Here is a 21,852-nt window from a genome sequence, read left to right as displayed (position 1 = left end):
GGCGCTTTTCCCGATCCGAACGTGACGACGCGTCACGTTCGCGCGACGACCCCCCACCCGTCCGGTTACGCTGGCGCGATGTCGCCGCGTCCCCTGGCCTCCGCCATCACCCTGCCGACCGTCATCGGCCGCCGCGTGGCCGAGGAGGCGGCGTTCTTCGCCGCGTGCACCCGCGCGGGCATCCTGCGCATCAACAGCCCGGCCACGGCGAAGGCCGGACTCTCCGCGTACCGCCGGCTCGGACCGCTCGGCGCCATCCTCGCCCTCTCGGTCTCGCGCACCCCCGAGCGCAACATCGTCATCGACGAACGCGGTGCCACGACCTTCGGCGACTTCGAGGCGCGGACGAACGCCATCGCCAACGCCTGGGCCGCCGCCGGCGTCTCCGCGGGTGACGGCATCGGGATCATGGTCCGCAACCACGTCGGGTTCCTCGAGACCCTCTTCGCGTGCGTGAAGCTCGGCGCGAAGGCGATCTTCATGAACACGTCCTTCTCGGGCCCGCAGCTGAAGGCCGTCGCCGAGCGCGAGGGTGTCCAGGTCCTCGTGTACGACGAGGAGTTCGCGTCCGTGGTGCAGGACGTCGACGCGCCGGCGGGCCGGTTCCGTGCGTGGACGACCGATCCGGACGACGCGGGGGAGGACACCCTCCGGGGGCTGGCCACGACGGGCGCCCGCACGACGCCCGCGGCACCGAGCCGCCACGCGACGCTGATCATCCTCACGAGCGGCACGACGGGGACGCCGAAGGGCGCCGCGCGCCAGCAGCCCAAGTCGCTGGCCCCGTTCGGCGGCCCGCTCTCCCGCGTGCCGTTCCGCGGCGGCGAGGTCACGGTGCTGCCGACGCCCATGTTCCACGCCGTCGGCCTGCTTCAGGGCCTGATCGCCGTCGGCCTGGGCACCACGCTCGTCCTGCGCCACCGGTTCGACCCCGAGGGCACGCTGCGCGACATCGAGGAGCACCGCGCGACGGGGCTCGTCGTCGTCCCCGTGATGCTGCGCCGGCTGCTCGACGCGCACGACAAGACGGGTCGCAAGCACGACCTCTCGTCGCTGCGGATCGTCTTCGTCGCCGGCTCGCAGCTCGGCGGGGCGCTCGCCACCCGCACGCTCGACACGCTCGGCGACGTCCTCTACAACCTCTACGGCTCGACGGAGGTCGCGATCGCCACGATCGCCGGCCCGCACGACCTGCGCCGCGCGCCGGACACCGTCGGCCCCGTCGTGCCCGGCTCCCGGGTGCGGATCCTCGACGAGCACGGCAAGGACGTGCCCCCGGGCCAGACGGGCCGGGTCTTCGTCGGCACGGCCATGCCGTTCGAGGGCTACACCGGCGGCGGCACGAAGGCGCTCATCGACGGCCTGATGTCGTCGGGCGACGTCGGGCACTTCGACGAGCACGGCCTGCTCACGATCGACGGCCGCGACGACGACATGATCGTCTCGGGCGGCGAGAACGTCTTCCCGGGCGAGCTCGAGGAGCTGCTGGCCGGGCACGCGCACATCGCCGAGGCCGCGGTGATCGGCGTGGAGGACGACGAGTTCGGCCAGCGCCTCCGCGCGTTCGTGGTCCTGGAGGAGGGCGCGGCGCTCGACGAGGAGGCCGTGCGCACGTACGCGAAGGAGAACCTCGCGCGCTACAAGGTGCCGCGCGACGTCCACTTCCTGGACGAGCTGCCCCGCAACCCCACCGGCAAGGTCCTCAAGCGGGAGCTGAAGGACCAGGGGTAGACGGGGTATAGGGCGGGGGAAGCCGGCCCCAGCTCCGGCCCGCGCGTCGCTCCGGGCGGCGTGCACCGCCCCCCGAGGTCCGCGAGCGAGGTCCGCCGATGAACACCACGTCCACCCAGCAGGCGCACGGCGACGTCCTGACCGCGATCTCCGACGGTCTCGTCGCCCTGCTGAAGGAGTTCTACGGGCGCGGACCGACGCGCGTGAAGAGCTACTACTCCGACGACCTCGTGGTGTGCGTCCTGCGCGGGGGGTTCAGTCGTGTGGAGGAGACGCTGCTCGCCGGCGGCCGCGGCTCCGCGGTGATCGAGCAACGGGTGGCGTTCCAGGACATGATGCGCCACCGCTTCGAGCAGGTCGTCGAGGACGCCACCGGCCGACCGGTCGTCGGCTTCATGAGCGGCAACCAACAGAGCCCCGACATGATGTGCGAGGTCTTCGTCCTCGGGCCCACGGACCTCGTCGACGACCCCCCGGGCCTCGACAGCCCGGTGTCGGAGGAGTAGCGTTCAACACGAGGGCGCCCCCGCGCGGTTCGTTTCGCACGACGAGCATCGCGACGTGACTTCTGGTGATGCGTAGTACGAGCAACCAGAGGTCCGCATGTCCCTTTCGGTACCACCCTCCCCCTCCTCGACGACCCCGCCGCTCGACGCGCTGAGCGACGAGGAGCTGCTGCGGGCCAACACGCCCGACGCGTTGAGCGAGCTCACGGACCGGTACTGCCGCCGGGCGCAACGGATCGCGCGGGCCGTGCTCGGAACGGGCACGGCGGCCACCCGGGCGGTCGAGGACGCCGGGTTGTCCCTCGCGGGCAGGGCCCGCCCGGAGGGGCCGCGGGCGGGTCAGGTCGGAACGGCGTTCCTCGGCGCCGTGACGCGTCGGTCGATCGCCCGCCGCCGAAGCGCGCCCGCGGGCGCCGGGGTGCTTCCCGACCTGTCGGATCGCCAGTGCGCCGTCGTGGTGCTGGCGATCTACGGCGGGCTGCCGACGCGGTCGATCGCCGACGAGCTGGGCCTCCCGACCCGCATCGTCGCGGCCGAGATGGACGCGGGCGTCCATCGCCTCGCCTCCACCGTGAACGGCTCGCCTCGCGGCGCCTGACGCGCGCGGGGCGAACGCCGGCTCAGCGGGTGCGGGCGGGCCCGCCCTCGTACCGCGACTCCGTGGCCTCGACCTGGCCGTGGTAGTGGCTACCCAGGTCGGGGTGGCCGTAGGGCCGTGCCGCCGCGCGGTCCAGCGTCATGAAGGAGAGCTGTGCGATCGGCAGGCCCGGGCGCAGCAGAATCGGCACGCGCGTCAGGTTGGCCAGCTCGAGGGTCAGCGTGCCCTTCCAGCCCGGGTCGCAGAAGCCGGCCGTGGCGTGCACGATCAGGCCGAGGCGGCCGAGCGAGCTCTTGCCCTCGATGCGGGCGACGATGTCGTCCGGGAGCTCGACCCACTCCTCCGTGCGGCCGAGCGCGAACTCGCCCGGGTGGATGACGAACGGCTCGTCGCCCTCGCAGACGACCTGCTCCGTGAGGTTCTCCGGCGGGTCCGCGAGGTCGATCGACGTTACGCGATGGTTATGGAAGACCCGGAACGACCGGCCGAGCCGCAGATCGACCGACGCGGGCTGGACCATGGTGTCGTCCCACGGGGTGATCCGGAGGCGATCGTCCGTCACCAACTGGCGAATCGTGACGTCGGAGAGCACGGGCATGGGGCTGAGACTAGTCCTTCGGACGCATGTCCAGCCCCCCACTGGACCTACGGATGCGTAGCGGTTCACGCCGTTCCGGTCTACTCCGGGTCGGAAAACGGCCTGCGGGGCCGGTGTTCCCAGTTGCGTCGCCGCCGAGCAGGACCGTATATTCCTCGCGCCGAGGGGCAGGAGCGTGAGGAGGATCACTCCCGCGGTCCACGCTTGTTCTGTGAAGAGATCGCTTCCACGCATAGCCGCAGTGCTCGTGCTCGTCGCCGCCGTCGCGGCGGCCGTCGTGCTGTACAACGGCCGCGCCGACCCCTACACGGTGGTCGCGCGGTTCGAGGACGCCGGCCAGACGGTGAAGGGCAACCAGGTCCGCGTCGGCGGCGCCACCATCGGCACGGTCTCTGCGGTCCGGCTCGCCGACGACGGCCAGGCCGAGATGGTGCTGAAGATCGACGAGCGGGCTTACCGGCCGCTGCACCGCGGCACCCGGGCGATCCTCCGCAACACGGCGCTCTCGAGCATCGCCAACCGCATCGTCGTCCTCGAGCCCGGGCCGAACAACGCGCCCCGGATCGAGGAGGGCGGGGTCATCGAGGCGACGGACACGCGCTCCGCGACGGACATCGACCAGGTCCTCAACGCGATCGACGAGAAGGGCCGCCGCTACCTCCAGACCCTGGTCCGCGGCGGCGCCCGCGCGCTGTCCGGGGCGGAGAAGGAGACGAACCAGACGCTCGAGCGGCTCTCGCCCGCGCTGGCCCAGACGCGACAGACCATCGACGAGCTGCAGTCCGACGAGCCCGCGCTGCAGCGGCTCGTCACGAGCTCCGCCGCGGTCTCCTCGACGCTGGCCGACAACACGGACGACATCGAGCGGGGCCTGGAGTCCACCGCGGTCACGCTCAAGGCGACCGCCGCCGAGCGCGAGGCGCTGCGCCGGACCATCCAGCGCGGTCCCGAGTTCCTCCGCCGCGCCAACACGACCTTCGCGAGCACCCGCGTGCTGCTGGACGAGGCCCGGCCGCTGCTGCGCGAGGTGCGCCCGGTCGCGCCGCGCCTGGCGCGCACGCTGCGCCTGGCCGAGCCGCTGACCCGGCAGTCCATCCCGCTCCTGACCGACGTGCGGGCCAGCCTGCCCGCGCTCTCGGACACGCTGGGGCGCACCCCGCGGCTCGCGAACCAGGTCGTCCCCGCGTTCGGCGAGATCGGCCGCGCGCTGACCGGCCTCACGCCGATCCTCACGGAGATCCGGCGCTACGCCCCTGACCTGTCCTCTGGCCTGCTCACCGGATTCGGCGGCAAGGCCGGCGGCTACTACGACGCCAACGGCCACTACGCCCGCATCGCCCCGACGCTGAACGCCACCGCGCTGCCGGACCTGCTGAGCCCGATCCTCGGCGGCCTGCTCGACACGCTCGCCCCGATCCTCGGCACGGGCCTCTCGGCGCCGCAGACCGGGATGACGAACCGCTGCCCGGGCGCCGGCGCCCAGACCCACCCGGACGGGTCGAACCCGAACCCGGCCGGCCACAGCGGTCGCTGCGACCCGAACCAGGTCCCGCTCGGCGGTCGCAACGCGGTCAAGGCGGACGCGACCCCGTGATGCCCGTCCGCCGCAGCCTCCTGGCGGGGAGCGTCCTCGCCGCCGTGCTCGCCGGGTGCGGGGGCGACGACGGCCGCGTCGAGTCCGGCACGACCCGGATCGACGCGATCTTCGACAACGCGTCCTTCGTCAACGCCGGGCAGGACGTGCGCGTCGCGGGCGCCACCGTCGGCACGGTCGCCGAGGTCACGCTGACGAAGGACCGCAAGGCGCTGATCTCGATGGAGGTCGAGAACGACTTCGCGCCCTTCCGCAAGGACGCGGACTGCACGATCCTGCCGCAGTCCCTCATCGGCGAGAAGTACGTCGAGTGCGACCCGGGCAAGCCGAGCGCGCCCGTGCTGGCGAAGCGCCGCGGGCAGGACGCCCCGACGCTGCCGATCGAGAACACGAGCAGCCCGGTCGACCTCGACCTCGTCGTGGCGATGCTCGGCCAGCCCACGAACGTGCGGTTCCAGCTGTTGCTGAACGAGTTCGGCGCCGGCCTGGCCACCCGCGGCAAGGAGCTCGACGACACGATCCGCCGGGCCAACCCGACGCTGAAGTACGCCAAGCGCACCCTCGAGGTCCTCAACCAGGACCGTCAGGCGCTCGGGCGCATCGTCGAGGCCAGCGACGAGATCCTCACGGAGCTCAATGAGCGCGAGGACGACCTCACCGGCACGTTCGAGGCCAGCGCCGACGTGCTCAAGGTGACCTCGGACTACCGCGTGCAGCTCGACCGCGCGATCCGCGACCTGCCTCCCACGCTCCGGGAGATGGAGCCGGCGCTGCGGTCTCTGCGCGACCTCTCGGGCGACGTGACCCCGACGCTCGTCTCGCTGCGGCAGGCGTCGCCCGCGCTGCGCACGCTCTCCGGTGACCTCGGCCCGCTCTCCGACGCCGCCCGTCCGGCGCTGCGGCAGCTCGCGCGCACGGCGAACATCGGCGTGCCGATCCTCCAGCGCTCCCAGCCCGAGCTCGACCGCCTGCAGACCGCGGTGGCGTCGCTGACGCCGCTCGTCCCCCTGGCCGGCGACCTCAACCGCAGCCTGAGCGACAACGGCGTCCCGGAGAACCTGGCGCGGTTCGTGTTCAACGTCGTGATGGCGACCGCCCGCAAGGACGAGGTCTCGCACTACGTTCCCGCGAACCTCATCCTGACCCCGTGCCTGCTGGCCGCGGTCGTGCCGCAGCAGGGCTGCGAGGCCACCTTCTCGGCCGAGGCCACGGGCGACAACGCGCTGAGCGCCACGCAGCTCAAGAGCTACCAGGGGCTCGTCGGGAAGCGTGCGAAGGCGCAGGCCGAGGCGGACGAGGAGCAGGAGCGGAAGGCCGGACCGGACGGCTCCTCCGCCGACGCCTCGACGGGCGCGACGCCGGACGCCGCCCCCACCGCGACGCCCGCCGCGCCCGCGAACGACGCCGGCCTACCGCTCCTCGCCGCCCCGAAGGAGGCCGGACGATGAAGAAGCGCCGCCGCTCGTCGCTCGCCGGCAGCCCCGTGCTGATCGGCGCCGCGACCGTCCTCATCGCCCTCGTGGCGGTGGTCCTGTCGTACAACGCGAACAAGGGCCTGCCGTTCATCACGACCTACGACCTGACGGCCGAGGTCCGGGACGCGAAGAAGCTGACCACGAGCGTCGACGTCCGCATCGGCGGCAAGCGCGTCGGCCAGGTCTCGAAGATCAGCGCGGTGAAGAAGCCCGGCGGCCGCTTCGTCTCCCGGGTCGAGATGAAGCTCGACCAGGCCGTCGGCGAGCTGCCGGCCGACACCACGCTGCGCATCCGCCCGAAGAGCATCATCGGGTCGAAGTTCGTCGAGCTGACCCCGGGGAACAGCTCGCGCACGCTCGCCAGCGGCGGACGCATCCGGGAGGACCAGACGAGCGCGTCGGTCGACCTCGACGAGGTCACGGGGCTGTTCGACGCGAACCTCCGCAAGTCGTTCCGGCAGGTCGTGAAGGAGTCGGCCAACGGCGTCGCCAGCCGCGGCGCCGACCTGAACGAGGCGATCGTGGCGTTCCCGCCCGTCCTGCTCTCCTCGGCGCAGTTCCTCAAGACGCTCTCGGACCCGACCACCGAGCTGGCGCAGTTCGTCACGGGGCTCGACGCCGCGACGCAGGCGGTCCTGCCGTCGACGCCGGACCTCGGGCGCCTGATCACGGGCGCGCGCCGCACCCTCGACGCCGTGGCGGCGGAGTCGCCGTCCCTGGCGTCCATCATCCGCCAGGCGCCGGGCACGGAGCAGGAGATCCGCGAGGCCTCGCGCGAGGTCGCGCCCGTGCTGCGGGACGCCGCCGACCTGGCCCAGGAGCTGCGCCCTGGGGTCGAGCAGCTGCCCGAGACGGTCCGCGCGCTGCATCGCGTCGCCGTCCGCGGCATCCCCGTCCTGCAGCAGGCCCCGGTCCTGGGCGTCGAGACGACGGGCACCCTGCGCTCCGTCGACGCCGCGCTGCAGCGCCGGACGACGCAGGACTCGCTGACCATGATCCCGCCGATCGCGGCCGAGCTCGTGCCGACGCTCCAGCTCGTCACGCCCCAGCAGACGAAGTGCAACTACGTCGGACTGTTCGCCCGCAACGCCACGAGCGCCGGCAGCGCGGGTGACGAGAACGGCAACTGGCTGCGGATCGGGCTCGTGCTCTCGCTGCCGCAGACGCTGCGGTCGCCCGAGGCCGACCCGAACCTGAAGTACCAGGTGTACCCGGACAACGACCTGGGCCCGAACGGCGCCGGCGGCTGCGCGGTCGGCACCGAGCCGTTCCGGCCGGGCAAGGTCATCGGCCGCGTCCCGGGCCAGAGCTCGGGCGCGCTGCCGCGCACGTCCGCCCCCGCCGGCACGCCGAAGGGTCCCCGATGAGCCTCTTCGGCCGCCGCCGGCGCGTCCGGCACAAGTCCTACAAGCAGATCGTCTGGCAGAACGTCCGCTGGGGCCTCGTCACGCTGCTGCTCGCGTTCCTCGCGCTCTACCTCGTCTTCGGCGGGCCGATGCCGTGGGGCGGACCGCCGCAGCTCCAGGTGCTGGCACGCGACGCCGGCGCCCTGCGCGTCGGCGAGGCCACGAAGGTCCGCGTGGCCGGCGTGGACATCGGCTCGGTCAAGGCCATCGAGACGGTGCCCGACAGGCCGGGCCTCGCCCGGATCACGGTCGACCTGAAGGAGAACGCGCCCGTCCTGCGGCGCGACGCGACGGTCAAGATCCGCCCGCGCCTGTTCCTCGAGGGCAACTTCTTCCTCGACGTGCAGCCCGGGACCCCCGACGCGAAGCCGCTCGGCGACCGGGCGATCCCGCCGGGGGCCGTGACGATCGCCGTGGCCTCGGACGAGGTGTTCAGCGCGTTCGACGCCGAGACCCGCGAGAACTTCCAGCAGACGCTGAAGGCGTTCGGTCAGGGGCTGCAGGGCGGGGGCGCGAAGGCCTTCAACCGCCTGCTGAAGGCGGCACCGCCCGCGCTGACGGAGATCACCACGGTCTCCGAGGCCGTGCGCGGCAACACGGACGGCGACCTCGCCACGGTGGTGCGCGAGGCCGGCGGCGTCCTCCAGAACCTGCAGGTCCACGAGAACGGGCTGCGCGGGACGATCCGCCAGGGGCGCCGGACGTTCGACACGTTCGCCGAGGCGCAGTCCGACCTGCGCTCCTCCATCGTCGCGCTCGACACGACGACGCGCAGCCTGATGCCGCAGCTCACGCGCATCATCGACGGCATCCCGGAGGCCCGGGCGCTCGTCCGCGACGCCCGCCCGCTCGTGCGCCGGCTGCCGCAGTTCCTCGATGTCGCCAACCCCGGCCTGCGCTCGTTGCTCTCGCTCGCGGAGTCCCGCGACGTGCAGGGCCTGACGGCCGAGCTGCGGCCGACGCTCGGCGCGCTCAGCGCCGTCGCCGATCCGCTCGGCACCCTCGCCGACGACCTGCGGCCCGTCGCGAAGTGCGTGAGCGACAACATCCTGCCGATCCTCAACTCCGTCGTGCCCGACGGGGACCTGACGACGAACCTCAAGGTCTACGAGGAGCTCGGCGACACGTTCACCGGGCTTGGCGCGTCGACCACGAACTTCGACGCCAACGGCCCGTGGGTCCGCTACCTGCTCGGCCTGGGCAACCAGCTCATCACGACGAACGACGGTGGCGGGGCGGTGCAGGCCGTGGCGGAGAAGCCGCCCGTCGGCTCCACCCCGACCCCGACGACCTACCCGCCGCTGCGCCCCGACGTGCCGTGCGAGACGCAGCCCGTGCCGTCCCTGGACGCCCGCATGCAGCCGTTCCAGGGCACGACCCGCTCCGTGAACGTCGACAAGGACGCGCTGACCGCCGTCGCGGATCAGAGCATCGAGACGGTCCAGGGCCTCGACGAGGGCGGCAGGCGCCTGAGCGAGATCGAGAAGACGCTGCGCTCGCTGCTCGGTCCGGAGCGCACCGCCGCCGACGGCGGCGCGGCCCCGGCCGGCGGCGCGGCCCCGGCCGACGGCGCGGCGAAGGACGACAGCGCGACGGACGGCGCCGCGCAGGACGAGCGGGCCCAGGACGAGCGGGCGAAGGACGACCGGGCGAAGGACGGCGCCGCGAAGCGCGAGGCGGCCCGCCGGGCTCGCGCGGAGGCGGCCGCGCCCGACGGCCGGGGTCAGAAGGACGCGGCCCCGAAGCCGGCGGCGCCGTCGAGGAAGAGTCGGCCGGCGCCGAAGAAGGACGCCGCGCCGGACGGCGGGTCGGTCCGCGCCGACCCCGGGGCCGCGGCCGCCGCCTCGGCCGCGATGTCGGGGGAGCCGGAGCGATGAAGACCCTCCGCATGGCGCTGCGCCAGCAGTGGGTGACGGTGATCGTGATCGTCGCGGCCGTCCTCGGCTCCGTCGTGGTGGGCTCCTACATCCTGGACAAGCAGCGCCTGCCGCTGCCGTGGGACGACGTCTACGAGGTCAACGCGAACTTCTCCTCCGCCCAGGCCGTGACGCCGGGGCAGGGACAGGCCGTCGCCGTCGCCGGTGTCTCGGTCGGCGAGATCAACCGGGTGACGCTCGTCGACGGGCACGCCAAGGTCTCCATGCGCATCGAGCGCAAGAAGCTGCCCTCCGTGCACCGCGACGCGACCGTCATGCTGCGCCCGCGCACCGGCCTGCAGGACATGACGATCGAGCTGGACCCCGGCTCGCCCCGCAAGCCGAAGGTCAAGGACGGCGGCACGCTCCCGCAGATTCAGTCCACGTCGCAGGTGCAGTTCGACGAAGTCCTGCAGTCGCTGGACGCCGACACGCGGGCGTACTTCCAGCAGCTGCTGCAGGCGACGTCCACGGGCTTCAAGGGCAACGCGAAGACGTTCCAGAAGATCCTCCGGCTCGGCGAGCCCACGGCGCGCCAGACGACGGAGGTCCTGGGCGTGCTGAGCGCGCGCCGCGCGGCCCTGTCGGACACCGTCTCGCGCCTCGGCCGGTTGTCGACCACGCTCGGGCGCCACGACCAGGCCGTCGGCGACACGCTCGACCGCGCCGCCGTCACCCTGCGCACTCTCGCCGGGCGGGACCGCGAGCTGAAGCAGTCGCTCGCGGCCCTGCCCTCGACGCTCGCGCTGACGGACGAGGCGATCGAGAACACGGGCGACCTCTTCGACGAGGTCGACCCCACGTCGAAGGCGCTGCGCCCGGCGATCAAGGATGTGACTCGCGCCCTGCCCGAGTTCGAGCCGCTGCTGCGGGACCTGCCCGGCTACCTGCGCCCCGTCCGCCGCCTCGCGGTCGAGGGCCGCCGGCCGCTGTCGAGCGTCCGCACGTCGGTCAACACGCTGCGGCCGATGCTGCGCGACCTCGACGACAGCGCGAAGGTCCTCCAGCACGTCGTGAACGTGCTGGGCTACGACCCGCCCGGGCCCCAGAAGGGCTACTCGTACTACATCGGGTGGTTCGCGCACAACACGAACTCGATCTTCTCCACGCAGGACGCCAACGGCGCCCAGTGGCGGGGACAGCTGCTGCTCTCCTGCAGCTCCCTCAGCGGGATCGACCTCTTGCGGCCGGTCACCGACCTCCTCGGCGGACTGCGGATCTGCAAGTGAACAAGAACCGCCCGCATCCCCTGCAGATCGCGATCATGGTCGGCTTCGCGCTGTCCTGCTTCGGGCTGCTGCTGTTCCTGTGGACGAGCTTCGGCGGTCCCGTGCCGATCCGCGCGAAGCCGTACGAGGTCACCACCGTCTTTCGTCAGGGCTCGCAGCTCGCCAGCTACGCCGACGTGCGCGTCAGCGGGGTGACGATCGGCAAGGTCACGAAGATCGAGCGCAGCCCCACAGGCGCCCGCGCGCTGATGAAGATCGACCCGCAGTACGCGCCGCTGCCGAAGGACACGAAGGCGACGCTCCGCACGAAGACCCTGATCGGCGAGACGTTCGTCGCGCTCTCCTTCGGCTCGCGCAAGGACGCGATCCGGCGAGGGGCGTTCATCCGCGACGGCGGCAGGATCCCGGCCAAGCAGGTCACGGATCCCGTCGAGCTGGACCAGATCCTCGACGCGTTCGACGCGCCGACCCGCCGCGACCTGCGCCGCGTGATCACCTCGTTCGCGAAGGCCACGGACGGCCGCGGCAAGGACGTCAACACGACGATCGCGCAGCTCGCGCCGACCGCCGACTCCGCGGACAACCTCTTCAACATCCTCAACCGCCAGTCCGCCGAGGTGCAGTCCGGCACCCGCGACTTCGGGGCGACCTTCGCCGCGATCGGCCGCCGCGAGGGCGCCATCCAGGGCATCACCCAGGGCGGGCGCCAGCTCCTCGAGACGACGGCGCGGATCACCCCGGACCTGCGCGAGACCCTGCGCGTCCTGCCGACGTTCCTTCAGGAGACGCGGCGCTTCATGCGCACGGCGACGGTCACGACGCGGACGGCCCAGCCGGCGATCGACGACCTGCGCCCCGTCACCCCGCTCGTCCGCCCGGCGCTCCAGCAGCTCGGCGTGCTCGCCCCGCAGCTCGAGCGCACGCTCGTGGAGCTCGGGCCGGTGCTCGGTCAGGTGCAGACCGGGATGCCCGCGCTGCGCCGGATCCTCGACGCCGTGGGTCCCGTCTCCGACGGCCTCGAGCCGGCGTCGGAGGAGCTCCTGCCGATCGCGCAGTTCCTCAAGCTCTACCGCCGCGAGGTCGCGGTGACGTTCGCCAACGCGGGGGCCGCCACGCAGGCGACGGCGCCGGACTCCAAGGGCGTCCAGCGGTCCTACCTGCGCATCGCCGCGCCGATCAACGGCGAGACGATCTCGGGTGCCCGCCAGCGCAACCCGAACAACCGCTACAGCCCGTACCCGCGGCCCGGCGAGCTCGAGCTGGCCGGCACGGGCCGCAACCCGTCCTTCGCGTGCGACCACACGGGCAACCCCTCCGGCCTGCTCACGGGGCTGCTCGACGCGCCGGGCCTCGGCGGGCCGCCGTGCGTCGCGCAGGAGCCGCTCGTCGTGAACGGCTCGTCCTCGACCTACCCGCGCCTGCGGCCGATCACGCCCGAGCAGGTGCGCGGTCAGCCCGCGGCGACGCGCTCGAAGCGCTGAGCGCCACGGGGCGGCCGGCCCCGGAACGACGAAGGGCCCGCGAGACGCGGGCCCTTCGTCGTGCTGGGCGGCGCGCGATGGCGCCGCCGCGCGCTAGGCGCGCAGCTCGATCGTGGCGTCGGGGGAGCGGGTCAGCTCGACGAGACGGTCGACGCGGGCCTGGACCTCGCTGCCCGGCAGGTCGGCGAGCTTCTCGGCGCCGAAGGCCTCGACGTTGTGGGACGCGGTCGCGGTGCCGTGGATCAGGGCGGCGGCGAGGACGTCGCGGTCGACCTTCAGCCCCGGGTCCTTCGCCAGGCGCGCGGCGACGTAGCCGACGACGCCGCCGGCGAACGTGTCACCCGCACCCGTCGGGTCGACGACGTTCTCGAGCGGGAAGACGGGGACGGTGAAGCCACCGCCGTCGTTCGTGTAGAGCGTGGCGCCGTAGGAGCCGAGCTTGGCGATGATCGCGGAGGGGGCCTTCTCCCACCCGAAGATCGCCTGTGCGGCGGCGTAGGTCGTGCGGGCGCCGGTGAGCTGCTGGAGCTCGCCGTCGTTGAGGATCAGGCAGTCGACCTCGCCGATCGCGGCGACGAGGTCGGCGCGCATGATGTCGATCCACAGATCCATGGAGTCCAGGGCGACCCACTTCGCCGCCTCGCACTGGGCGCGGACGGCGCGCTGCAGGCCGGGGACGATGTTCGCGAGGAACAGGACCTCGGACGCCTTGCTCGCGTCGGAGAGCTTGGGGTCGAACGTCTCGAAGACGTTGAGCTCCGTCGTGATCGTGTCGCGCGTGTTGAGGTCGTCGTGGTACTTGCCCTTCCAGAAGAAGGTCTTGCCCCCGGCGATCCGCTCGACGTCGTCCGTGTTCGTGCCGCGCGTGGCCAGGAGGGCCATGTCCTCGTCGGAGAAGTCGTCGCCGACGGGACCCACGACGCGCACGTCCGTGTAGAAGGACGCGGCCTGGGCGAAGTGGAAGGCGGCGCCGCCGGCGATCCGCTCGCGGACGCCGGAAGGGGTTTCGAGCCCATCGAACGCGATGGAACCGACGACGGTGATGGTCATGGGGCGAACCCTAGGGGCTGGCGTACGCCCGGCGCGCGGCGGTGCCTTGGCGCGCGGGGCGTCACGCCGGGGGTGCGGGGGTGTCCGGGGCGGCCTTCTCCGCGGCCCGGTCGCGGGCGTTCGCCTTCTCGTCGAGCGTCATGGCCCCCGGGTGACCCTTCCCCGGCCAGGGCGCGAGCAGCAGGAGGAGGCGGGCGTCGCTCGTCGCGGCCACCGCGTGCCGCTCGCGGGGCTCGAGCTCGAAGACGACCCCGGGGCGACCGGCGACCTCGCGACCTTCCGCGTCGGTGAAGCGGACCTCGCCGGAGACCACGACGACCCAGGCCCGTTCGTGCACCTGGTGCTCCGCCATCACCTCGCCGGCGGCGAGGCCCAGGGCGATCGCTCGGGTCTCGTCCGTGGTCGACAGGATCTGCGGCGGCCCGGGGAAGCCGTCGAGGGCGGTGATGTCCCAGCTCTGCATGGGCCGACCGTACCCCCGGTGGTGCGGGCCTACTCCTTCTCCAGGAGGGCTTTCTGCTCCACGATCGACCGCGCGACGTCGGCCAGCCGCAGGTTGCGGTCCCGGGCCGTGCGGCGGATCCGCGCGAACGCTGTCGGCTCGTCGATCTCCATCGCACGCATCAGGAGGCCCTTGGCCTGCTCGACGACCTTGCGGTCCAGGAGCGCCTGGCGCGCGTCGGTGACCTCCGCCACGAGGGCCTCGTGCTCGGAGTGGCGGGCCAGCGCCAGGCGCAGCGCCGCGTCGAGCTGGCGGTCGTCGACGGGCTTGGTGAGGAACGCCTCGACGCCCGAGGCGATCGAGCGGTCGACGAGCTCGGGGGCCTCGAGGCCGGTGAGCACGACGATCGGCCGCCGCGGCCCCTGCGCGGTCAGCTGCTCCGCGAGGTCCAGGCCGTTGGCGTCCTCCAGGTCCACGTCCATCAGCAGCACGTCGGGGGACTCCTCGCGGGCCAGGCGCAGCACGTCGGCGCCGCGGCCCGCGGGGCCCACGACCTCGTGCCCGAGGCGCCGCAGCCGCTGCCCCAGGCCGAGGGCGATGATCGGATCGTCCTCAGCGACCAGGATGCGCATCGTCGTCCGTACTGAAGCGCACCGTGACGACGCCTGCGTCGCCCCGCTCGATCCGGCCGCGCAGCCCCTGCTCCACGACCTGGCGCACGAGCCGCAGCCCGAGCCCCGGATCGGCCCACGCCGCGTCGGACGGGCCCGGCCCGGCGTCCTGCACCTCGAGCGTCGCGCGGCCCGCGTCCGCGTCGTGGCGCAGCCGCACGGCCACCGTCCCCGCGCCGTGCTCATGGGCGTTCGTCACGAGCTCGTTGACGACGACGCCGAGGTTCTGCGCGCGCCCGAAGACGAGGGTGACCGGGTCGACGTCGAGCGTCGTCGCGCCGGGGTGCGCGGCGTCGACGACCGCCCGCAGCAGCTCGTCGGCGGGCACCCGGCCGCCGCGGCGCTCCGCGAGCACGTCGTGGACGGCGGCGATCGAGCGGATGCGGGCCGCGGCGTGGTCGAACGCCGCACCGGCCGCGGCGCCGGCGGTCCCGTCGGTGTCGTCGGGCCGGCCGAGCAGCAGCAGGTCGGCGACCACCTGCAGGGAGTTCTTCACCCGGTGGTGGCCCTCGGCGAGCATCGCCCCCTCGAGCTCCGCCCGGCGGATCGCCTCGACCCGCGCGACGGTCTGCCGCCGGATCGCCCCCGCGAGCTGCAGCCCGAGCGCCCCGGAGGCCACGAGCAGCAGTGCGTGGAGGACGAGCTCGGAGCGGGGGAGGGGGTCGGTGGTCAGGAGCGTCGAGGCGACGTAGGTGGCCGCGGCCGCCGCGAGCCACAGCGCGAGTCGCCGGCCGTCGTGGACCATCGCGAGGAACGGGACCACGAGGAAGAACAGGAGGTCCAGCCGCGAGCTCCCCCCGGCCGTCAGCACGAGCCCGCAGACCCCCGCCACGAGCGCCGCGGACCACAGGTTCAGGAGCAGGCGCCCGCGGGCGGTCGGCAGGAGCCGCGCCCACGGCAGCAGGCCCAGCCCGGCGTGCCCGACCGCGGCGAGCACCGTCGTCCCCAGCACGAGCTCGTCGTGCGCCACGGGCAGCCCGATCGCCAGCCCGACGAGGACGGCCACGACGGAGAGCCAGCCGAGCAGCGCGGCGGCCCGGACGGCCTCGAGCAGGGCGGGCGCGTCGGGCCCGTCCGAGGCCCGGCGAAGGGTGGGCGCCAGCGGCATCCACTGCTACGATTGCACGTGGTCGCTCCCGCTCGGCGACCAGGGTCACGACGCCCGTCCCGCACACCGCCCCTGCCCAGGGGCCGGACGGCAGACAGGTGACCCGAGTGCTCCACATCCCCGGCAGGACGACGCGATGACCGTCGACCTCTCGCGTTGGCAGTTCGCGCTGACCACGCTGATCCACTACTCCGTCGTGGCCGCGTCGATCGGCCTGACGTTCCTCGTCGCCGTGATGCAGTGGCGCTGGCACCGCACGGGCGACGAGACCTGGCTGCGGCTCACGAAGTACTACGCCCGCGCGATGGTCGTCTGCTTCGGCGTCGGCGTCGTGACCGGCATCCTCCAGACGTTCCAGTTCGGCATGAACTGGTCGGGCTTTTCGACCTACGCGGGCGACATCTTCGGCGCCCCCCTCGCCCTCGAGGGCCTGGCGGCGTTCTTCGTCGAGTCGGTGTTCCTCGGCCTGTGGATCTTCGGTTGGGGCCGCCTCGGCCGCCGGACCCACCTGGCCTGCATCTGGATCGTCGCGGCGGCGACCGTGATCTCGGCCTGGGCGATCCTCTCGGCCAACACGTGGATGCAGGGCCCGCGGGGCTACGAGATCGTCGACGGGCGGGCGGAGCTGACCGACGTCGCGTCCGTGTTCCTCAACGTCGACGTGGCTCTGACCGTGTCCCATGTCGTGTTGACCGCGCTCCTCACCGGCAGCGTGATCGTGCTGGCGATCGCGGCGCTGAACCTGCGCCGCGGGCGCGAGACCGCCGCGTTCACGAAGGTGGCGACGCTCGCGTGCACCGTCGGCCTGCTGGCCGGCTCGCTCGGGCTCGTCGCCGGCCACTTCCAGGGGGTGCGGGCCGTGGAGCGCCAGCCGATGAAGATGGCCGCCGCCGAGGCGCTCTACGAGACCGCGTCGCCGGCGCCCTTCTCGCTCTTCGCGGTCGGACGGCTGCACAAGGACCCGGGCGAGCCGTTCTTCAACGTCGAGCTGCCCGGCGGGCTCTCGCTCATCAACGACCTCTCCCTGAGCTCGACGTTCCAGGGCATCGACGACCTGCAGCGCCAGTACGAGGCGGAGTACGGGCCGGGGGACTACACGCCGATCGTCCCCCTCATGTACTGGAGCTTCCGGCTGATGGTGGGCGCGGGCTCCGTGCTCGTGCTGCTCATGGGCTTCGGCCTGTGGACGATCCGCCGGGGCCGACTGGCGACGTCGCCGCGGTTCCTGAAGGTCGCGACCGTGGCCGTCGCGCTCCCGTTCGTGGCCCAGGTGGGGGGCTGGCTCCTGCGCGAGGGCGGCCGGCAGCCGTGGATCATCCAGGGGCTGCTCAAGACGGAGGACGCCGGCTCGACCGTCGGGGCCGGGGCGGTGGCGTTCAGCCTCGTCGTCTTCCTCGGCATCTACCTCGTGACCGTGGCGGTGGCCGGGCGCGGCCTGCGGCGGGAGCTCGCCGCCGGCCTGCCGGAGCCCGAGTCCGACCGCCCGGCGGAGCCCGACCGGAACGCGAGCACCTCGACCGGCTCGCTGGCCCTGACCTACTAGGCGATGAGCACCATGGATCCCTCCGCGCTCCAGAGCACCTGGTTCGTCCTCCTCGGCCTCGTCTGGGGCCTCTACCTCGTGCTCGGCGGCACCGACCTCGGCGTCGGCATGCTCGTCCGTCGCACGGACCGCCGCACCGCGCTGCGGGCGATCGGACCGACGTGGGCGGCCAACGACGTGTGGCTCATTGTGGCCGTCGCCGCGACGCTCGGCGCCTTCCCGGGCTGGTACGCCGCGTGGACGTCGGGGCTGTACGTGCCGCTCGTCGTGCTCGTCGGCGCGGTGATGGTGCGCCACGGCGCCATCGAGCTGATCGAGCACGCCAGCCCGACCACCCAGCGGCGCGCTACGGGGGCGATCGTCGCCGCCAGCGCCGTGACGGCGTTCGGGTGGGGCGTCTTCTGGGCGGCGGCGCTGACGGGCGACCTGGGGAACGCGAGCGGCTCCGGGCTCGGTGCGCTCACGCCCGTCACGGTCGTGGTCGGGCTGGCGCTCGTGGCCCTCTGCCGGGTGATGGGGATGGCGTTCCTGCGGCTGCGCGTGCCCGCGTCGCGCGAGGGGCTCTCGCTGCTCCCGGGGGCACTCGTGGCGGTCGGGCTCGTGCTCGCGGCTACCGGGGCGCTGCTGCTGGACGCCGCCCCGGGGCTCGACGCGTCCGGCCCGCTCGTGGTCGTCTTCGCGGCCGTGACCGTCCTCGGGCTCGTGGCGCTGGTGCCGCTCGCCCGCGCGGGCTGGTCCGGCCGGACGCTGCTGGCCGGCACCGCCGTCACCGGCGGCGGCCTGGCGACGGTCCTCGCCGTGCTGTTCCCCACGCCGATCGCGGGCCCCGGTGGCGTCGACCTGGCGACCGCCGCCGCGGGCGACACGACGCTGACGTGGATGCTCGTGATCGCCCTCGTGCTCGTGCCCGCGCTGCTCGGCGCCCTCGCGTTCGCGTACCTGCGGTTCCTCATGGCCCCAGAGGGCGGGCCGCGGCGGGGGATCGCCGCCGCGGTGGCCCGCGCCGCCCGGGGGACCCTCGGAGAGTTGCGGTGAGCGACGACCGCGCCGCGGCGAAGGCCCTGCACCGGCGGCTGCTCGGGCTCTCCGCGCCCGCCCGCCGGTTCGTCGCGCTCGCGGTGGCCTGCGGCGCGCTCGGGGCCGCCGCCGTCGTCGTCCAGGCATGGGGCATCGCCGCGGTCGTCGGCGACGTCGCGGACGGCCGCGCGCCGGCCTGGGACGGGGCGCTCCTGCTCGTCCTCGGCGCCGCGGTCGCCCGTGCCGCGCTGGCGGGCGGGACCGAGCTGCTGGGCCGCCGCGCCGCGGAGCACGCCACGCACGAGCTGCGCGCGCGGATCGCCCACAAGGCGCTCGCGGGGCGCTCGGGCGCGGTGCCCGGTGCCCGTCGCGGCGAGATCGCCGCCGCCGCGGTGGAGGGCGTCGACGCGCTCGCGGACTACCACGCCAAAGCCCTGCCGGCGCTCGCCCTGGCCGCCGGCGTGCCCGTCGCCGTGGTCGCCGTCATCGGCTGGCGCGCACCCGTCGTCGGCGCGCTGCTCGCGGTGACGATCCCGGTCGTCGTCGTCTTCATGGTGCTCGTCGGCCGGGCGAGCGCCGAGCACGCCCGGGAGCGCCGCCACGCCACGGCGGTCCTCGGCGCGCACTTCCTCGAGGTCGTGCGCGGCCTGCCCACGCTGCGCGCCAACGGCCGGGAGGACGCCCAGGTCGCCACCCTCGCCGCGGTCTCGGAGCGCCACCGGGCGGAGTCGATGGGCGCGCTGCGCGTCGCGTTCCTCTCGGCCTACGTCCTCGAGTTCCTCGCCATGCTCGGCACGGCCATCGCCGCCGCCACCGTCGGCGTGCTGCTGGCGGAGGGCCACATGGAGCTCGAGACGGGCCTGTTCGTCCTGCTGCTCGCGCCCGAGGTCTACGCGCCCCTGCGCACCGCGGGCCAGCGCTTCCACGCGGCCGAGGACGGGGCGACCGCCGCCGCGCGGGTGCTCGCGTTCCTCGACGAGCCCGAGCCGCGCCGACCCGCGGACGGCCGCGCGCTCCCGGCGCCCGACCCGGCGACGAGCGCGTTGCGCCTGTCCGGCGCGACCGTCGCCGGCGGCGCGGGACGGCCGGCGGCCCTGGCGCCGCTGGACGTCGTGCTGCCCGCCGGCCGCACGGTCGCCCTCGTGGGGCCGTCGGGCGTCGGCAAGTCGACGGTCCTCGCGCTCCTCGGCCGGCTGCGCGACCCGGACGACGGCGCCGTCGCTTGCGGCACGACGGACCTCGGCGACGTCCCGGTCGATGCCTGGTGGGCACGCGTCGCGTGGCTGCCGCAACGCCCGGGCCTGCCGGCGGGCCGGCTCGACGAGGCGCTCGTGGACGGGAGCGCGCGGGACGGCGCGGGCGCGGCGGAGCGCCTGGGCCGGTGGCTCGACGCCGTCGGCGTCGGGCCGGTGCTGGCGACCATGCCCGACGGGCTGGCGACCGTGGTGGGCCCGGGAGGCCGCCCCCTCTCGGCCGGGCAGACGCAGCGCCTGGCACTCGCCGGCGTCCTGGCCTCCCGCGCGCCGCTCCTGCTCCTCGACGAGCCGACGGCGCACCTCGACGCGGCCGCGTCCGTGCGGGCGACGGACGCCATCCTCGCTGCCGCGCCCGGGCGGACCGTCGTGGTCGCCACGCACGACGCGCAGCTCGCCGCCCGCTGCGACGTCGTCGTCGACCTCGGGGCGGAGCGACGGGCGGCGACCGCGGCCGAGGATCGGGGCGTGGGCGCCACCGTCGTCCCGCCGGCGCCGCGCGCCGCTGCGCCCGGACCGCCGGCCGCGGCGCCCGGCGCGCCGCCCACGCCGGCCTGGCGCCCCGTCGCCTTCGCCGTGCTCGGTGCCGTCGCCGCGCTCGCGGTGCTCGCCACCTCGGGCTGGCTCGTGACCCGCGCGGCCGAGCGCCCGCCCGTGCTGGCGCTGCTCTGCGCGATCGTCGTCGTGCGCGCGCTCGGCCTCGTCCGGGCGCACGCGCGTTACGCCGAGCGCCTGTCCTCCCACGCCCGCGCGCTGGGCGAGCTCGGCGACACCCGGGTGCGCTGGTACCGGCGCATCGCCCGCCGCGTCGGGGCGCCGGGGGTGCCCGGGAGCGCCGACCTGTTGACCCGCTTCACGACCGACGTGGACGAGCTGCAGCACCAGGGGCCCCGGGTGGTGCTGCCGCGCGTGGCCGCGGCCGTGGGCGGCGCGCTCGCGGTCCTCGGGGCCGCCGCGGTGCTCCCGGCCGCCGGGCTGGCGCTCGGCGCCGGGCTGCTCGTCGCCGGGGTCGCCGCCCCGGCCGTCGCGGGGCGCATGGCACGGGGGGCGCTCGGGCCGCAGGGCGCGGCTCGCGCGGAGCTCGCGCGCGACCTCGACGACGCGCTGGCCCACGGCGCCGAGCTCGCGGTCCGCGGCCGCGGACCGGAGCGCGAGCGGGGGCTCGTCGGGGCCTCGCGGACGTTGGGGCGCCTGGACCGCCGCCACGCGCGGGCCGCGGCCGTCGGCCAGGCCGCCGTCACCCTCGCCACGGGCCTGACGGTCGCCCTCGTCCTCCTGCTCGGTGCGGAGGCGGCGGCGGACGGCGCGCTGTCCCTCGTGCTCCTCGGCGCGCTCGTGCTCCTGGCGCTCGGGGCCGGCGACCTCGCGCTGCCGCTGCCCGAGGCGGCGATGCGGGCGGTCGCGATCGACCGTGCCCGCGCCCGCCTGGCCGCCGTCGTCGACGGGCCGCCGCTGTTGGCCGACGCTCCCGAGCACCCGGTGCCGCTGCCGTCCGCGGGCGCCCTCGAAGCCAGCGGGATCCGCCACCGCCCCGGCGGCCCCGGCACACCGCTCGTCCTCGACGACGTGGCCCTCACGCTCCAACCCGGGGAGCGGGTCGCGCTGATCGGCCCGAGCGGCGCGGGCAAGTCGACGCTCGCCACGCTGCTGGCCCGCCTGGCCGACGCCGACGAGGGCGACGTCCGCCTGGGCGGCGTGCCCCTGGCCGACGCCGATCCCGGGGACGTCCGCGCCCACGTCCGCCTCGCCGGCCAGGACGCGCACCTGTTCGCGACCTCCGTGCGCGAGAACGTGCGGATCGGGGCGCCCGACGCCGACGACGCCCGCATCGAGGCCGCGCTCCGGACCGCCGGCCTGGGCCGCTGGCTCGACGCGCTGCCCGCGGGCCTCGACACGCTCGTGGGGGAGGACGGCGTCGCGGTCTCCGGCGGCGAGCGCCAGCGGCTCGGGCTCGCGCGCGCCGTCGCCTCGCCCGCCGACGTGCTGCTCCTGGACGAGCCGACGGCGATGCTCGACCCGCCGACGGCTGCCGCCGTGCTCGACGACGTGCTGCGCGCGACGGCGGGCCGCACGGTCCTCGTCGTCACCCACGCGGGCGAGGGGCTCGACGCGTTCGGGCGCGTCCTCGAGCTCCGCGGCGGCCGGCTCCACGAGGTCGGCCGGTCCGCCCACGCGACGGTGGGGCCGGGCCATCACCGCGACCGGCCGGGGACGCTGTCCGCGCTCTAGGCTTC

At 74.5% G+C, this 21,852-nt stretch carries 17 protein-coding genes; 12 read left to right on the top strand and 5 right to left on the bottom strand.

Features of this window, described 5'->3' with window-relative positions; genetic code table 11:
• Positions 1-78 precede the first annotated feature (78 nt).
• The 3 genes from F593_RS21285 (at position 79) to F593_RS0100650 (ending at position 2,835) form a co-directional block, all read left to right on the top strand.
• The gene (locus F593_RS21285) at positions 79-1,731 is read left to right on the top strand and encodes an AMP-binding protein (protein WP_022926836.1); all 1,653 of its coding nucleotides are present in this window, start codon (positions 79-81) and stop codon (positions 1,729-1,731) included.
• Between the two features lie 98 nt (positions 1,732-1,829).
• Positions 1,830-2,237: a Na-translocating system protein MpsC family protein gene (locus F593_RS21280; protein ID WP_022926835.1), complete on the top strand. Its 408-nt coding sequence runs from the start codon at positions 1,830-1,832 to the stop codon at positions 2,235-2,237.
• A gap of 97 nt (positions 2,238-2,334) precedes the next feature.
• Complete coding sequence (locus tag F593_RS0100650; protein ID WP_022926834.1) at positions 2,335-2,835, top strand: hypothetical protein; 501 nt, start codon at positions 2,335-2,337, stop codon at positions 2,833-2,835.
• 22 nt (positions 2,836-2,857) lie between these two features.
• Here F593_RS0100650 and dcd read toward each other — a convergent pair whose 3' ends face one another.
• The gene (gene dcd / locus F593_RS0100645) at positions 2,858-3,433 is read right to left on the bottom strand and encodes a dCTP deaminase (RefSeq protein ID WP_022926833.1); all 576 of its coding nucleotides are present in this window, start codon (positions 3,431-3,433) and stop codon (positions 2,858-2,860) included.
• 211 nt (positions 3,434-3,644) lie between these two features.
• Here dcd and F593_RS0100640 point away from each other — a divergent pair, with 211 nt between their 5' ends.
• From F593_RS0100640 to F593_RS0100615, 6 genes are read left to right on the top strand one after another with little or no spacing between them, the layout of a single operon-like run.
• Entirely contained in the window at positions 3,645-5,027 is a 1,383-nt protein-coding gene (locus tag F593_RS0100640) for an MlaD family protein (RefSeq protein ID WP_245540761.1), read from the top strand.
• On the top strand, positions 5,027-6,475 hold the full coding sequence (locus F593_RS0100635; RefSeq protein WP_022926831.1) for an MlaD family protein: 1,449 nt from the start codon (positions 5,027-5,029) through the stop codon (positions 6,473-6,475). Before F593_RS0100640 ends, F593_RS0100635 begins: the two co-directional genes overlap by 1 nt.
• Complete coding sequence (locus F593_RS0100630) at positions 6,472-7,869, top strand: MlaD family protein (protein ID WP_022926830.1); 1,398 nt, start codon at positions 6,472-6,474, stop codon at positions 7,867-7,869. Before F593_RS0100635 ends, F593_RS0100630 begins: the two co-directional genes overlap by 4 nt.
• Positions 7,866-9,785 carry an MlaD family protein gene (locus tag F593_RS0100625; protein WP_022926829.1) on the top strand — a complete coding sequence of 640 codons (1,920 nt, stop codon included), beginning with the start codon at positions 7,866-7,868 and terminating at the stop codon, positions 9,783-9,785. Before F593_RS0100630 ends, F593_RS0100625 begins: the two co-directional genes overlap by 4 nt.
• On the top strand, positions 9,782-11,053 hold the full coding sequence (locus F593_RS0100620) for an MlaD family protein (RefSeq protein WP_022926828.1): 1,272 nt from the start codon (positions 9,782-9,784) through the stop codon (positions 11,051-11,053). Before F593_RS0100625 ends, F593_RS0100620 begins: the two co-directional genes overlap by 4 nt.
• Positions 11,050-12,534 (top strand): MlaD family protein, encoded by a 1,485-nt coding sequence (locus tag F593_RS0100615; RefSeq protein ID WP_022926827.1) that lies wholly within the window; start codon positions 11,050-11,052, stop codon positions 12,532-12,534. Before F593_RS0100620 ends, F593_RS0100615 begins: the two co-directional genes overlap by 4 nt.
• 93 nt (positions 12,535-12,627) lie before the next feature.
• Here F593_RS0100615 and F593_RS0100610 read toward each other — a convergent pair whose 3' ends face one another.
• The 4 genes from F593_RS0100610 to F593_RS0100595 form a co-directional block, all read right to left on the bottom strand.
• Positions 12,628-13,584: a PfkB family carbohydrate kinase gene (locus tag F593_RS0100610; RefSeq protein ID WP_022926826.1), complete on the bottom strand. Its 957-nt coding sequence runs from the start codon at positions 13,582-13,584 to the stop codon at positions 12,628-12,630.
• A 61-nt stretch (positions 13,585-13,645) separates the two neighbouring features.
• Positions 13,646-14,047, bottom strand: coding sequence for a cupin domain-containing protein (locus F593_RS21275; protein ID WP_022926825.1), 402 nt, complete (start codon positions 14,045-14,047; stop codon positions 13,646-13,648).
• Between the two features lie 29 nt (positions 14,048-14,076).
• Positions 14,077-14,658 carry an ANTAR domain-containing response regulator gene (locus F593_RS21270; RefSeq protein ID WP_033205215.1) on the bottom strand — a complete coding sequence of 194 codons (582 nt, stop codon included), beginning with the start codon at positions 14,656-14,658 and terminating at the stop codon, positions 14,077-14,079.
• Positions 14,639-15,805: a histidine kinase dimerization/phosphoacceptor domain -containing protein gene (locus tag F593_RS0100595; protein WP_022926823.1), complete on the bottom strand. Its 1,167-nt coding sequence runs from the start codon at positions 15,803-15,805 to the stop codon at positions 14,639-14,641. The genes F593_RS21270 and F593_RS0100595 overlap by 20 nt, the downstream gene beginning before the upstream one ends.
• Positions 15,806-15,941: 136 nt before the next feature.
• Here F593_RS0100595 and F593_RS0100590 point away from each other — a divergent pair, with 136 nt between their 5' ends.
• From F593_RS0100590 to cydD, 3 genes are read left to right on the top strand one after another with little or no spacing between them, the layout of a single operon-like run.
• Positions 15,942-17,348, top strand: coding sequence for a cytochrome ubiquinol oxidase subunit I (locus F593_RS0100590; protein WP_022926822.1), 1,407 nt, complete (start codon positions 15,942-15,944; stop codon positions 17,346-17,348).
• Between the two features lie 3 nt (positions 17,349-17,351).
• Complete coding sequence (locus tag F593_RS0100585; protein ID WP_028721314.1) at positions 17,352-18,383, top strand: cytochrome d ubiquinol oxidase subunit II; 1,032 nt, start codon at positions 17,352-17,354, stop codon at positions 18,381-18,383.
• Positions 18,380-21,847: a thiol reductant ABC exporter subunit CydD gene (gene cydD / locus F593_RS21265; protein WP_022926820.1), complete on the top strand. Its 3,468-nt coding sequence runs from the start codon at positions 18,380-18,382 to the stop codon at positions 21,845-21,847. Before F593_RS0100585 ends, cydD begins: the two co-directional genes overlap by 4 nt.
• The last annotated feature ends 5 nt before the right edge of the window (positions 21,848-21,852 follow it).

The sequence above is a fragment of the Patulibacter americanus DSM 16676 genome (genome assembly GCF_000420025.1).
Classification (GTDB): domain Bacteria; phylum Actinomycetota; class Thermoleophilia; order Solirubrobacterales; family Solirubrobacteraceae; genus Patulibacter; species Patulibacter americanus.
Note: the sequence above shows the minus strand (reverse complement) of the source record. Positions and strands in the feature narration are given on the sequence as shown.